This is a genomic window from Armatimonas rosea (genome assembly GCF_014202505.1).
GTDB classification, from domain to species: Bacteria; Armatimonadota; Armatimonadia; order Armatimonadales; family Armatimonadaceae; genus Armatimonas; species Armatimonas rosea.
On sequence record NZ_JACHGW010000003.1, the window covers coordinates 778565 to 792621 of the forward strand.

Annotated in this window: 9 protein-coding genes; 7 read left to right on the plus strand and 2 right to left on the minus strand. The window is 64.5% G+C overall.

Annotation, left to right across the window (positions count from 1 at the left end):
* Positions 1–14 precede the first annotated feature (14 nt).
* A complete protein-coding gene (locus HNQ39_RS18585; RefSeq protein WP_184199927.1) occupies positions 15–908 on the plus strand; it encodes a serpin family protein in 894 nt (297 codons plus the stop codon).
* On the opposite strand, the gene HNQ39_RS18590 is transcribed toward HNQ39_RS18585, so the two are convergent.
* Entirely contained in the window at positions 905–3151 is a 2247-nt protein-coding gene (locus HNQ39_RS18590) for a hypothetical protein (protein WP_221290112.1), read from the minus strand. The two genes, HNQ39_RS18585 and HNQ39_RS18590, sit on opposite strands and share 4 nt — an antisense overlap.
* Positions 3148–3945, minus strand: a complete 798-nt coding sequence (locus HNQ39_RS18595) for a BtpA/SgcQ family protein (RefSeq protein WP_221290114.1) — start codon at positions 3943–3945, stop codon at positions 3148–3150. Before HNQ39_RS18595 ends, HNQ39_RS18590 begins: the two co-directional genes overlap by 4 nt.
* Positions 3946–4014: 69 nt before the next feature.
* On the opposite strand from HNQ39_RS18595, the gene HNQ39_RS18600 reads away from it, so the two are divergent.
* The 6 genes from HNQ39_RS18600 (at position 4015) to HNQ39_RS18625 (ending at position 14056) form a co-directional block, all read left to right on the plus strand.
* Positions 4015–4233: a hypothetical protein gene (locus HNQ39_RS18600; RefSeq protein ID WP_184199933.1), complete on the plus strand. Its 219-nt coding sequence runs from the start codon at positions 4015–4017 to the stop codon at positions 4231–4233.
* A 45-nt stretch (positions 4234–4278) separates the two neighbouring features.
* Positions 4279–7104: a glycoside hydrolase family 38 N-terminal domain-containing protein gene (locus HNQ39_RS18605; RefSeq protein WP_184199936.1), complete on the plus strand. Its 2826-nt coding sequence runs from the start codon at positions 4279–4281 to the stop codon at positions 7102–7104.
* A 9-nt stretch (positions 7105–7113) separates the two neighbouring features.
* On the plus strand, positions 7114–9684 hold the full coding sequence (dnaX, locus tag HNQ39_RS18610; RefSeq protein WP_184199938.1) for a DNA polymerase III subunit gamma/tau: 2571 nt from the start codon (positions 7114–7116) through the stop codon (positions 9682–9684).
* A gap of 7 nt (positions 9685–9691) precedes the next feature.
* Positions 9692–10078, plus strand: a complete 387-nt coding sequence (locus tag HNQ39_RS18615) for a YbaB/EbfC family nucleoid-associated protein (protein WP_221290115.1) — start codon at positions 9692–9694, stop codon at positions 10076–10078.
* 3 nt (positions 10079–10081) lie between these two features.
* The gene (gene recR / locus HNQ39_RS18620) at positions 10082–10681 is read left to right on the plus strand and encodes a recombination mediator RecR (protein WP_184199941.1); all 600 of its coding nucleotides are present in this window, start codon (positions 10082–10084) and stop codon (positions 10679–10681) included.
* 96 nt (positions 10682–10777) lie between these two features.
* Positions 10778–14056 carry a DOMON domain-containing protein gene (locus HNQ39_RS18625; protein ID WP_184199945.1) on the plus strand — a complete coding sequence of 1093 codons (3279 nt, stop codon included), beginning with the start codon at positions 10778–10780 and terminating at the stop codon, positions 14054–14056.
* Position 14057: the final 1 nt, after the last annotated feature.

Here is a 14057-nt window from a genome sequence, read left to right on the forward strand (position 1 = left end):
AGCAGGGGGAAACAATGTTTCACGCAGTCAATCACTTTGGGATTCGGCTACTCGCCTCGGTCGCAGAACAGCAGAGTGAGGCACGTTTTACGCTTGCCCCGCCCGCACTCTATCTACCGCTCACCATGCTCAAGAGTGTGGCATCCGGGGCGACACGCCAGGGCTTGAGCCGCGCCTTGGAGACCGATGAGAAGCTCAGCGAGGACGAGCGCGAGCGCCGGATTCGTCTCCTGCGTAGCCTTGTGAGTACCAGCCCTGTGAACTTTGAGGCCTCACTTCTCAGCCGTGGGCAACGGGCGTTCTCCCCAGGGTTCATGCGACGAGCCCAAGAGACCTATGGGGTGCCTGTGGTCACCGACGAAGGCAACCTTCCGCTGCGCTTGCTCTTGCGCCTCAGTGCGACTGTCAACCTGACGGGCGCGGTACACCACCTTCGCGATGGCAAGGTGCTGGGGTACCGGCTCCCGGCGGAGAACGGGCTGGCACTCACCCTCTTGGTTCCTCCGCGTGCGGCGTTCTGGCAGGCCAGGAACCGGCCGCTGCTGGAGCTCCTGAAGGGCCTCGACCCCGACACGCTCAACCTCTGGAGGGAGCGGCTCAGTGCCACCGAGGCGAGTACGACTCCCATCCCACCCCTCCCGGAGATCTCGGAGAATATCGACCTGATGGCGCGGCTGAAGGCACTCGATCTGGGGCCGGCGCTGACACCTGCAGCAGACTTCTCCCTGATGATGGTTGCCAGTGAGGCACCGCACCTTGCGGGGATGCGGCAGTCGCTCCAGCTCCAGCTAACCGGCGGGAAGGCGCTTCCCACCCGCGCTGCGGACCCGATGGTCTGGTGGCTAGAGCACGAGCCCAGCGGCGTGATGCTCGCGCTGGGCTATGGTGGTGGTTCGGTGCGGGACTAGCCGGCCGCGTGGACAATCGGGCGCTTGCTGGGGTCCGATTGGTTGCGGCGTAGGATCTCGTGGGTGAGTGGCGCGATATCGCCCTCCCCAAAGATCACAAAGCGCAGCAAGAAGAGCATCGGGTTGGACTCGATCCAGTTGAAGTAGACATGCGGGCGGCGCTTGTGGCGCTTCTGCACCTCCAGCAAGACTGCGGCGATCGCATTGGGAACCGCGACTCCGTGGCAGCGCAGCACCCAGAAGCCTCCGACATCCACGCCCTCCACCCGTAGGGTCGAGGAGAACGACGACGAGTCGGGGACATAGACCTCGAGAAATGCCCAGCGCTCGGCCTCTCCGAAGTGGTGGGTCCAGGCGGCCTCGCGGATCGCGGTCGAGTACTCGGCGGCATCGCGCTCATCGGGGTGGTTGGCGATAAAGCGCACCTCACCCTGCTTGGCCATCTCCACCAGCATCCGCTCCGCACTCTCGTCGAACTCGATCTTATCGACACGGAGCTCCGTGGTGCGCCAGACACGGGAGATCAGGGAGAGGATAATAATCACCCCGATAAAGAAGCTCGCGATCTTGAGACCATCGCTACGCTCGACAATATTGATCACCGTGGTGTAGGCAAAGATCGCCGTGATGACCCCAAAGGCGACCTTGAGCCCTTTCTGGCCCGCCCGGTGCGCTGCGATAGTCACCGCGACCGCGGCACTGGTCATCAGCACCAGCACTCCTGTGGCGTAGGCACCGCCTTGGGCATCGACATCGGCCTGGAAGATCAGGGTCACGACGACCGCCAGGACCATGTAGACCACCACGAGGGGCCGGTTGGCGCGGGTCCACTCGGGGGCCATGCCGTAGCGGGGGAGATACCGGGGGACGATATTGAGTAGGCCGGCCATGGCGCTGGCCCCGGCAAACCAGAGGATCAGGATGGTCGAGATGTCGTAGAGGGTCCCAAAGCCGTCCCCGAAGAACTTCTGGGCGAGAAAGGCGAGAGCACGGCCATTGGCACTGCCGCCCTTCTTGAGTGCACTGATCTTGACAAAGCCCGGCTTGTCTTTATCGTCTTCAAAGTGCACATGGACCATGTCGGTGTCCATCCCATTGACGGGCACTTGGACATCGATCTCGCTCTCGCCATTGAGGTACTTCTCGATGGGGACCGCGACTGTCCAGACCGGCTCCTTGACATAGGCGCTGTCGGGGTGGACCGACATCAGGACGGTTCCCGCGGGCTGGTTCTTCATCCCTGCGAGCTGGCTCTTCTCAACACTCTTCTCCGCGACCAGCTTCGGGTAGAACTCATGGGCGGGGATAAGGAGCGCGGCCACAAAGCTGGAGGCGATGAGATAGATACTCATGATCGCCGCAGCGGAGAGGAGCAGCTTGCGCGTATTGGCGACCCGTCCCACCGGATTGGCCTCGGTATCGTCCTTGCCGCCCTCCACCAAGGGCATGACGGCAACCCCTGTCTCAAAGCCCGAGAGCCCCAGGGCGAGCTTGGGAAAGAGGCCGAGCGCAGCGAGCAGGATCAGCCCGATACTGCCATGCACCGCGAAGGGCTTGCCAAAGAGCGCAGGGGCCGCCGCCATGAGCATGGCCTGGAAGTCGGCCTGGTGCTTGGGGAGGTCGGAGAGCAGGAGCATGACGCCCTTACCGACCACGATGGCATTGAGAGTGAGGTAGGTCAGGGTCAGCACCACCGCGATTCCCACCGCCTCTTTGAAGCCACGCAGGAAGACCGCCCCCAGCAGCAGGATCAGTCCCAAGGTGATGCCGACCTGCCAGAGTGTCGGGTTGTGCTCCATGAAGTGCGCGACAAAGTGGTTCTCTCGCACGTGGGCGGCGGCATCGGCGGCGGAGAGGGTGATGGTGATGATGAAGTCGGTGGCCACAAACCCCAGCAGGATCAGCACAAAGATCTTGCTGGTCCAGCTCTTGAGGAGCGCCTCCAGCATCGAGATCGAGCCCTCACCGTGGGGGCTCTCTTGTGCGACACGCCGGTAGATCGGGAAGGCTCCCAGTAGGGTGAGGAGCACGAGGACAATGGTGGCGATGGGGGAGATCGCACCTGCCGCGAGGAAGGCGATTCCGGGCTGGTAGCCCAGAGTGGAGAAGTAGTCGACTCCCGTCAGACACATGACCTGCCACCAGGGATGGGGCTTGTGTCCTGGCTCGTGCTCTTCTTCAAAGGCGCCCTCGACATTCGAGACATAGCCCTCTAAAAACCACTTTTTAAACTTACTGTTCATCGCATGATTGCTTTCAACACGCGGACTTTTTCGGGATCGACGGGCGAGTCCACGGCACCCACTTTTAAGCTACTGCCCACGATCGCCCCTGCCGCACCGGCCTGAAGTAGCGCGGTCGCGGTTGCCTCGCCAAAGCCGCTTCCGACCAAGACGGGGACTCCCGGAACTGCCTGGGCGACCGCCGCCACATCCGACACGCTGGTTCCGCTGCCGGTTGCACTGCCGCTGACGATCAGCGCATCGGCCATGCCACGAAGCACGGCGTCCTTGGCGGCATCTTGGATGGTCTGGGTGCCATCGCCGAGCTGCGCGGCGTGCTTGACAAAGACATCGGTGAAGATCTGGATGTGCTCGGCCCCGAGCTGCTTGCGGTAGAGAATCCCCTCACGGGCCGCGCCCTCGATAATGCCCTGGTCGGTGACCGCCGCGCCCACCCAGACATTGACCCGGACAAACTGCGCCCCGACAATATGAGCGATCGCCAGTGCGCCTTTAGCATCGTTGCGCAGGCAGTTGATCCCCAGTGGAGTGTTTGGGGCCGCCTCACGGACCACTAGCGCCGCACGGGTGAGCGCGGCGAGGGTGTGGGGTGGGACGCTATCCTTGGCGAAGGGAGCATCGAAGAAGTTCTCCACCATGATCGCGTCCACGCCACCGGCTACCAGCGCCCGCGCATCGGCGTCCGCGCGGCTCAGCACGCCCGCGAAGTCGCCGCGATCCCGCGGGCTCCCCGGCAGTGGCCCGAGGTGTACCATTCCAATAAGGCGCTTGGACGCCCAGAAGTCTTTAAGCACGGAGGACATTGTAGCGCACAATTCTGGTCATCGGATAAAATAAAGGACCGTTGTCTTGGAGATTAGATCATGACTATCGAAACGGAAGCGGAACGCGATGCGGCACTTCTTCGAGCGATGCGCCTGAAGGAATACCTTGCCTCTTTACCTCCAACAGAGGATGCTTGGGAGAAACACTGTCGCTGGGCAACGCAGGCGACTGTCTTTAATCTTGAAGAAGATATTGAGGAGTTTGAGTACCATGCTCGGCAGAAGCGTGAAAAACTCCCTCTGACTTCTGGTTCGTGAGGAGGACGACTGTGGGGCTGTGACGAACCGTAGGGCATGGACCCGATGACCTCACCTCGTCTCTTGCGCGTCGCCGCGCAGCCTGTGGAAGCCGCAAAGACGCTCCTACGGCGCATCTCCTGTGAGCTGGACTTCGCTCGTGCCTTTGCCACGCTGACCGGAGACACCCACTGGCCCGCGCTGATTGAGCACGCAACCGCGATTGTCGAGGGCTGCACGGGCGAGGTTGCTGAGGCGGTCGCTGAGGCGGAGGCGGTTCTGGCACCGATCGGGGTGGCGGCGAAGGCCTACACGATCCACTGCGTGGGGCATGGGCATATCGACATGAACTGGATGTGGTCGTGGCAGGAGACCGTGGCGACCACCCACGATACGTTCCAGTCCGTGCTCCAGCTCATGCGCGAGTACCCGAGCCTGACCTACTCCCAGTCCCAGGCATCGGTCTATGCGCTGATGGAGAAGTACCACCCCGAGCTCTTTGCCGAGATCCAGCAGCGGATCGCCGAGGGGCGCTGGGAGGTGACCGCGGTGCACTGGGTGGAGGGCGATAAGAACCTGGCGAGTGGCGAGAGCCTCGCGCGGCACCTGCTCTACACACGGCAGTACACCAAGGAGAAGTTCGGCCTCGACGCCGCAGACCTGCCGCTGGACTGGGAGCCGGACACGTTTGGCCACGCCAACACGATCCCGACCATCCTGGCCCAAGGCGGGGTGAAGTTCTACTACGCCTGTCGCCTCGGGGGGGGCTTTGACCATGCGGTCACGGGCGAGTTTCCGCGTCCCAAGCTCTTCTGGTGGCAAGGCCCCGATGGCTCGCGGGTGCTGGTCAATAAAGAGTCCACTTGGTACAACTCCTATGTCAATATCGGGGACAATATCGCCCTGCCCGCCGTGGAGTTCTTCCGAGACACGCAGCTCACCGACTGGCTCAATGTCTACGGGATCGGCAACCACGGTGGCGGCCCCACCCGTGTCGAGATCGAGTACCTGCAAGAGACCGCTACCTGGCCGATCTACCCGAGCGTCACCTTTGGGACGGCCAAGGGCTGGTACGAGAGAGTGGCGGCGGGCGATCTCTCGCACCTCCCCGTGCTGGACCACGAGCTCAACTACGAGTTCACCGGCTGCTACACGACCCAGACCCTCATCACGCAGGCCAATAGATTTGGGGAGAACTACTGTGTCGAGGCCGAGACCCTCGCCGCGATCACGGGCCGGGACTCTCGGGGGTCCCTGCGCGAGGCCTGGATCAATATTCTCTTCAATCAGTTTCATGACATCCTGCCCGGCTCGGGTGTCCGCCAGACCCGTGAGCACGCGATGGCGCTCTTCCAGGAGACCGGGGCGATCACGGGGGCGATCAAGCGCGAGGCGGGGAAGGCACTGGCGAGCGGGCTGAACACGGCGATCTTCGCCCCAGGTGCGGCGACGCTCGGGGAGTTTGGTAGCGGTGCGGGCGCGGGGATCGGGGCGATGGAGTCGGGGCTCTCCAAGTCGGCGGGGGGCGGGAGTGTCCGGCCCTATGTCGTCTACAACCCCTGCGCCTGGCCCCGCACCGAGGCGGTCACCGTGCGCCTCTACGACACGGGCTTTGAGCCGGGGCGCATTGTCGCGCGGGACGAGCATGCCAACAACCACCCCACGTTTTTTCTGACCCGCGGCGATGACTGGGGGCATAGCTATGTCGATGTGCTCTTCTTCGCGCAAAATGTCCCCGCCACGGGCTACAAGACCTACGCGCTCTGTGAGGGCAAGGTCACGGTCGAGGTTCCTCAGGTCAAGGCCCTGCCCCGCGATGTCTTTGAGACGCCCTTTGGGATGCTGCGCTTCGACCGCTACAAAGGCGGGCTGGTCGAGGTGCACCACCAGGAGAGTGGGATCACGTTCTTGGAGGGGGACTTTGAGAGCCTGGGCGAGTGGGAGCTGACCCGCGAGCAGCCGCGTGGGATGACCGCGTGGGTCCTGGGCGGCTCGGTGGAGTCGCAGGCAGTGACGGTCTCAGGGCACCATGTCCATGGGGTGACGCGCAACCGGGGGACCAGCTACCCGAGCGGGACGAGCATGGCCTATGTGGTCCACCAGAGCCTCAAGGTGCCAGGGACGAAGAGCACGATCAAGGTTCAGTATCTGATCCATGGCTTCGCGCCACGCGTCGACGTGACCGCGGAGATTGACTGGCGCGAGATCGGCGACCCGGAGCGGGGGATTCCCGGCCTGCGGGTCCACTTCCCCTTCGATGGCTACGAGGGGCTGCCGATTCGCTTCGAGACCCCGTTTGGCAGTGTCGTGCGGGAGGACAGCGATGGGGAAGAAGTGCCCGGCCTGCGCTATACCCATGTTCCCCTCGATGAGGGCGGCTTCACGCTCCTCAACGACTCTAAGTACGGCTTCATGGTCGAGGGGGGAAATCTGGCGATGCGCGTCATTCGCTCAAGCTACGACCCCGATCACGCGCCCGAGGTCTGCAAGCACACGATCCGCTACTCGATGGTCTTCCATGACCGCGCCGTGGACGCGTCGGACCTGACCCGGATGGGCGCGGCGTTCAACCACCCGCTGATCGCGTTTCCGGCGGGCGTTCAGGAGGGGACGGGGCCGCTCTCGAAGTCTTTTGCGTCGGTGGAGACCCCCAGTGTGGTGCTTACCAGCCTCAAAAAGGCCGAAGACGGCAACGGCGTGATCCTGCGCCTCGTGGAGTACGATGGGCAAGACACGGAGGCAGTCGTGACTCTGGCGGAGGGCTTTGGGACACGCGCAACCCTCACCGACCTCATGGAGAGCCCTGTCGGGGGGAGGGTAGATTTTGACGGAAAGACCCTCCGCGTCCCGATCCGCGCGAGCTCTTTTGTGAGTGTACGGGTGGTACAATAAACCCGCTTCATGGCCTATCAATCGCTCTATCGTAAGTACCGCCCCCAGACCTTCGCCGACGTGGTCGGGCAGGAGCATGTGGTGCGCACCCTCCAGAACGCTATCACGTCGGAGCGGATCGCCCACGGCTATCTGTTCACGGGGACACGCGGGACGGCCAAGACCACCATTGCACGCCTGCTCGCCAAGGCGCTCAACTGTCTCTCCGGCGGTAAGGGCCCCGTTGCGGAGCCCTGCAACGCCTGTGATGCCTGTAAAGAGATCACGGCCGGCAACTGTATCGATGTGATCGAGCTCGATGCCGCCAGCCACCGTGGGGTCGCCGATATCGAGGAGGTTCGCAAGCAGGTCAGCTACGGCCCGATGGAGTTCCGCTACAAGGTCTTCATTATCGACGAGGCCCACCAGCTCTCCAGCGATGCCAAGGATGCCTTCCTTAAGACCCTGGAGGAGCCGCCGCCCGGCGTTGTCTTTATCCTCGCCACCACCGAGCCGCAGTCGATTCCCATCACCATTCGCTCCCGCTGCCAGCAGTTCGACTTCAAGCGCGGCTCGCTTCTAGATATCTCCAAGCGCCTGAAGTATGTCCTCGACTGTGAGGGGGTTGCCTACACCCCCGATGCTATCAATCTCGTGGCGCGTGGTGCCGAGGGAAGCTACCGTGACTCACTCTCGCTTCTAGAGCAAGTGCTTGCCTTTGCCCCCAAACAGATCACGGCGGCATCGGTGGAGAGCGTCCTAGGAACCCTCGATACCGAGCAGCTCGCGCGGGTCACCGACTGTGTCGCCCGCCGCGATGCGCCGGGAGTCCTGGCGCTTGCCGGGGAGATCTTGGACTCGGGGAAGGAGGCGCGGACCCTCCTCAAGACCCTCGCCGGCCACTTCCGCGATCTCTTACTCGTCGCCGTGGGCGGACCCGCCGCCGCTAATGAGCTCGCCCCAGAGGATGTCGTGCGCCTGCAAGGCCAGGTGAAGCACTTCGCGCCCCAGCAGATTCTCAAGGCGATCGACCTCCTCAACGAGGCGCAGGGAGAAACCCGCTGGAACAACCAGCACCGCCTGCTCACCGAGCTGACCTTCCTGAAGCTCATGACGATCGGCGAGGCCCCCGACCAGCCCTTTGCCACCGCCCCGATTGTCTTCGCCCAGCAAGTCGCCGCCGCGCCGCAAGCCACTGCCCCGCCGCCCGCTACCCAAGCACCGACCGCTCCGCCCCCTGTTGTCGTTGCCCCACCCGTTGTTGCCCCCGTCGTTGTTGCCCCCGTCGTTGTTGCCCCCGTCGTTGTTGCCCCCGTCGTTGAGCCGGAGCCTGTGCAGGACGATGAGGACGAGAGTCTTGATCCCGTTCTGGAGGCCGCGCTGGAGCGTAGCGAGGAAGCACCCAGCCTGAGCGCGGGGTACTTCTCCGATGATCTCCCGGCGGGCGACGACGAAGACGAGTTTGTCCCCGAGCTCGACGACGAAGGCGACGACGAGCCTGCTGTCGTCCCTGCTGCGGTGCCGCCCGCCCCGTCTGGCTTCTCACTCTTCGACGACGCCCCGGAGCCGCAGAGGCCCGCTGCGCCACCCGAGCCGGAGAACGATGGCCTGAGCCTCTTTGACCTGGATGCTCCCGCCCCGGCACCTGCACCGACTCCAGCACCGGCACCGGTCGCGCCACCCAAACCCGATCCGGTCGCGGAGCCTGCACCTAAGCCAGCGGAGAAAGTCGTACCCGCAGAGAAAGTGGTGCTCTTCGACGACGACGAGATGCCGCCTCCGCTCGATGATGACTACCCGCCGCTCCCGGACGATGAGTTTGGCACCAGCAGTGGCCGCCTGGCCCCACAATCCGTCTCTGTCGCACCGCCCGTCCGCGTGCCAGAGCTAGAACCTGAGCCGGAGCCCGTGCGACCCGCGAAACCGGCGCCCGCTCCGGAACCGGAACCCGAGCTTGAGCTCGCGGACCCGCGCATCACGCTTGCCGCGGTGCAGCGGGCATGGCCGGCGTTTCTTACCCAGGCAGAGAAGATCTCCAAGAAGACCAGCGTGATGATGTCGGCGGCGACTCCTGTGGATGTCGAGGGGCGGACGGTGGTACTCTCGTTCACGGCGCGGATGAACTACGACATGATGAACGCGCCCAAGCAGCAGGAGTTTGTTCGCAAGCTCCTCGCCAAGGTCTTGGCTCCCGACCTGGGGACCGTGCCGGTGCGCTTTACGCTCTCGGAGAATGTCCCGCCGCCGCTACTACGCACCGTTGCTCGGCAGACCGTCCGGCGCGACCCCCTCGCACAGATCGAGGCACTCGGCCACGATGAGCTCGAACAGACCCGCACCGATGCCCCGCTCTGGACCCCCCCGACACCCGCTCCGCGGGTCTCGGAGGCTCCCGCCCCAAAGAGTAGCTGGAATAACACACGCTTTGGAGCAGCCCAAGCGGAACCTGCACCGCCCCCCGATCTGTCTGAGGAGCTACGTGCCCTCGATCCTGAGGTCGCGGCGGTCGCGAAGCCCGGCTCGTACAAGGCACAGGCCCTCTCCGAGCTGCTGGTGCAAGAGATTCTCTCCACCTTTGGTGGGGAGATAGTTGAAGGATAAGAACCCTATGGCAAATATGTTTGGCAAGAAGAAAGAGCAGGGTGGGGGCTTCCCCGGCCTGGGTGGCGGCGGAAACATGGGCGGGATGGCCGCCATGATCCAGCAGGTCCAGAAGAAGATGTACGAAGATGCCGAGAAGATGGCCGAGCGCCTCGATGCGGCACGGATCGACGGCTCCGCGGGCGGTGGCTCGGTGAAGTCGGTGGTCGATGGCAATGGCAAGCTCATGAGCATCACGATCGACCCCAGCGTGCTGGAAGACAAGGACGCCGAGATGCTCCAGGACCTCGTGCTGACCGCAGTCAATGCGGCCCTGGACAAGGCGGCCGAGCAGCGTGAGGCCGAGCAGCAGAAGCTCATGCCCGCCGGTCTGAATATCCCCGGTCTGTTCTAAACCATGGCACAGTACGCCAAGCCGCTCGCCCGGCTCGTCGCCGAGTTCGAGCGACTCCCCGGAATTGGTCCCAAGTCGGCGCAGCGGCTGGCGTTCTATGTCCTGCGCCTCTCCGACGACGAGGCGCGGGCACTTGCCAACGCCATCACGGAGGTCAAGGCCGCCGTGGGCTACTGCGAGTGCTGCTACAACTTCACCGACCAGAAGCTCTGTGAGATCTGCCGGGATCCCCGCCGCGACGATGCCACGATCTGTGTGGTCTCGGACCCGCGCGACCTGATGGCGCTGGAGCGCATGAGCGAGTTTCGCGGCAAGTACCATGTCCTCGGTGGTGTCCTCGCGCCTATGGAAGGGATCGGCCCCGACCAGCTCAAGGTGCGTGAGCTCCTCGCACGCCTCACCGGCGGCACGGTCCGAGAGATCGTGGTCGCCACCAACCCCACGGTCGAGGGCGATGCCACGGCGATCTACCTCGCCAACCTCCTGCGCCCCCTTGGCCCCAAGATCACCCGAATCGCACACGGCGTTCCCGTCGGCGGCGACCTCGACTACGCCGATCAAGCCACCCTCATCCAAGCCTTCGAAGGCCGCCGCGAGCTCTAGAGGGTACCCGGCCTTTGTTGCGCCGCGCTCTCTAGCCCCCCCGTTCTGATCGGGGGGATTCCTGTAACCTTCCGCAATCGGGTACTCTCTAAGCGGATGACTATGCTCAAGAACACACTTGCCGCCGCGGCGGCCCTCGCCCTGCTCCTGCCGGGTGCTGTCCTGGCCCAGACCCCGCCCGCTCCCACTCCCCAGGCCGAGGCGCGCTTCACCTACGACAACAACTACCTCTACGCCGCGTTTCAGGTCGATGATGCCCAGCTCCTTGGGGTGCACCAGGAGCCCATGGCCAAGGGAATCGAGGACGACGACGGAGTGGGGCTCTACCTGAAGATCGGCAACGAGCCCGTGCGCGCGATGCTGGTCTCCGTGGCGGGGGGCTTTTCGTTTCTAGAGAACGGGACTCCCAAGCCGCTCTTCACGATCAAGTATGGGGTCACGCGGCAGGGAACCCTCAACCGCCTCGATGATGTCGATCGGGGCTACACCGTGGAGCTGGCGATCCCTTGGGCCGCGCTCGGAGTCGAGGGCAAGGCTGCCGCAACCACCAAGATCGCCTACGCCGCGACCGTCCGCAAGAAGGGAGTGGCCGCCGCCGCGCTCTTCCCCGCCGGAGCCGCCCTCGATAAGCCCGAGAGTTTTGGGACACTCGCCCTTCAGGCATCCGCTACCGCACCCTTTATCGACGGTGAGCAGAAGATCGGGGAGTGGCCTGGGGTGGCGCTGCGCTTTCCCGTCCCCGCAGCTCCGGCCGCAGGGGGGACCACTCCCCTTGTGCCTGTTCCGGTGGACTCCAGCCCGCTGACCGCGCCGCCGCTGCCCAAAGACGGTGTCCGGGAGAGGCGGCTCTTTGCACGTCTCTCGCTGGCCTACCAGGGCGATACCACCAAGATTACGTTTCCTCCTCAGGGGGTGATTGGCTCGACGGGGACCTTCGTCCCGACCGACCAGCCCGCCAATGGGTTTGGTCCGTGGTACTCCGCCGACCGGGTCGGCTGGGCACGCACCGAGCTGGCGCAGCTCCGCCGGGCTGGGGTGGAGGTCGCGCTCACCCAGCTCGGGAGCCCCGATGTGGCGACCGGACCGATGGAGGAGAAGGCACTCACCGTGCTCGTTGCGGCCTGCCGTGAGATGCAGCAGGAGCGCCAGGCAACCCCACTTCTTGGGCTCTGGTTGGACCGCTCCCAGGTGAAGGGGGATCTCTATCTCGCCCTGCGCCGCTGGTTTGCCCTGGTTCCCCCGGAGCTGCGGGCGACCGTCCGCGTGGGTGGCGTCAGTGTCTACCCGGTCTTCCTCTCCGACTCCAGTGACCTCACTCCGGAGGTGATCGAGGAGGTGCGCCAGAAGTTCGCGGCGGAGTTTGGTGGGCTTGCCCAAGGCGTGAGCCTGGGGATCGGGTTCCCCTTCGCCACGGTGACCCCTGGTAGCCAGGAGCCCTTTGTGGCGCGCCGTAGCGGGGAGACCTACGCGAAGTCGTGGGAGAGCGCTCGCAAGAGCGGCGAGCCCTGGGTGGTTCTGGACTCCTGGAACGACTTCACCCGCGCCACCGAGCTCGCGCCCTCACGTCAGTACGGGGACTTCTATGTCGAGCTCACCCGCCGCCTCGCCACGGTGCCCGATACCACCAAGCCTGCGCAGCTCCAGTTCGGGGCGCTCGACCTACCGCGACGGCTCGCCGCAGGAACCCTGACTGCGCTTCCGATCGGCCTGACCAATATTGGGGGGAAGGCGGTCACGCTCGACGATGCCATTCAGGTGGGCTACCGGTGGTTCCAGGACGGCAAGCCTATTGCGGAGGGGCCGGTGCGCGTGCCGCTGCGGGAGTCTGTTCTTCCGGGCTTTGGTGCGACTGTCACCCTGGGAATCGCAACCGTGCTGGCTGATGGAAAGCCCCTGCCCGCGGGGAGCTACGAGCTGCATCTTGAGCTTCTTCTTCCTGGGGAACGGACCGGAATCTCGGTCCCGGTGCGTGTGGAGGAGAAGCTAGAGGACACGGTTCAGATCGCCTCCACCACCCTGACACCGCTCCTGCGGATGGGCGGGAAGTTCCCCGCGACCGTGCGCCTGCGCTGGCTCGGCAAGGAGGCACTTCCCCCCGGTGAGGCGCAGCTACTCTACCAAATCCTCACTGCTGATGGGAAAGAAGTGCTCTCGTCGGGGGCGACCCCCGTCGGGGAGTCGCTCAAGCCCGGAACCTGGGCCGATCTCCCCGCCGTGGTGGAGCTGATCGGAAAAGACGGTGTCCCGCTAGAGCCCGCCTACCCCGAGCGCCGCCTAGAGTCCCCCGATGAGCGCAAGACCGGCTACCGGATTCGCTGGGCACTGGCCCGGACATCGTCCACCACGCCCGTCCAAGGTGCCTACGAGGAGCGCGTGGCGCTCTATCCCGGCGAGGACGATGCACGAATTAGCCTTGCCCCCGATGCCTCTCTACCGTCGAGTGTGGAGGCGGAGAAGACCATCTCGGTGCGGGTCACGCTCATCAACCGTGGCCTGAAGCGCTGGAACAAGGGGAAGGTCGCCGTGACTGGGCGCTGGTTCCAAGCCGATGGGCTCCGGGTGAACCAAGGCCGCGCGATCCTCAATGCCTTTATCGACCGAGAGGTCGCCCCTGGTGAGGCCATCGACGTGACCGCGGAGATCGCCGTTCCCGAGCGGCCCGGACGGTATGTTCTGGGGCTCTTTGCGCTTCGCCCGCCGGAGGTGATCTTCCCCATGCACCCGATTAGCCGCACGGGGGACATGCTCCAGGTTCCGGTCATGGTCACAGGGGGACGTCAGGTGCCCCTCGATCTCACCTCTCTCTTCGATACCGATGGGGTTGCCAGTGAGCAGCGCTCGCGCGACGGGGACCTTGATGGTACGGGCCTGACCCTCCCCGCGGAGTGGTTCCCCTCGGACCACTACGGCCTGAACCAAGGGAACCTGCTCTACCCGTCGGGCTACTCCGCGGATATCTCATCGGTTGCGGCCCGGAGCATTGTCTTCCGCTACGGTGTCACCACCGACGGCGTGAAGAACGTGATTGCATGCAATGGGCAGACCCTCTCGGTGCCGAAGGAGAAGTTCTTTGCGATCCACATAGCCGCCACCGCGACCGGAGGGAGCGAGCGCAACCTGAGTGTGGTGCTACGCTACAAAGACGGCACGACCGAGACCCGAACCCGTGTCCTGCGGGATATCGCCACACCCGCGGGTGCCGACGATGCCGTGGCCTTCTTCACGCCGCGCCAGCGCCACGCGGAGCTGGACCAGGCGGGGGCGCTGACGGTTCGCCATGTGATCTTCCCGGTTCCGGTCACCAAAGAGCTCGTCTCCGTGACCCTTCCCAGTGATCCCAAGGTCAAGCTCTTTGCGGTAACATTGGAGAGATAAC

Coding starts and splice junctions, on each gene's coding strand:
- HNQ39_RS18585 (WP_184199927.1), top strand. CDS start 15: ATGTTTCACGCAGTCAATCACTTTGGGATTCGGCTACTCGCCTCGGTC.
- HNQ39_RS18590 (WP_221290112.1), bottom strand. CDS start 3,151: ATGAACAGTAAGTTTAAAAAGTGGTTTTTAGAGGGCTATGTCTCGAAT.
- HNQ39_RS18600 (WP_184199933.1), top strand. CDS start 4,015: ATGACTATCGAAACGGAAGCGGAACGCGATGCGGCACTTCTTCGAGCG.
- HNQ39_RS18605 (WP_184199936.1), top strand. CDS start 4,279: ATGACCTCACCTCGTCTCTTGCGCGTCGCCGCGCAGCCTGTGGAAGCC.
- dnaX (WP_184199938.1), top strand. CDS start 7,114: ATGGCCTATCAATCGCTCTATCGTAAGTACCGCCCCCAGACCTTCGCC.
- HNQ39_RS18615 (WP_221290115.1), top strand. CDS start 9,692: ATGGCAAATATGTTTGGCAAGAAGAAAGAGCAGGGTGGGGGCTTCCCC.
- recR (WP_184199941.1), top strand. CDS start 10,082: ATGGCACAGTACGCCAAGCCGCTCGCCCGGCTCGTCGCCGAGTTCGAG.
- HNQ39_RS18625 (WP_184199945.1), top strand. CDS start 10,778: ATGACTATGCTCAAGAACACACTTGCCGCCGCGGCGGCCCTCGCCCTG.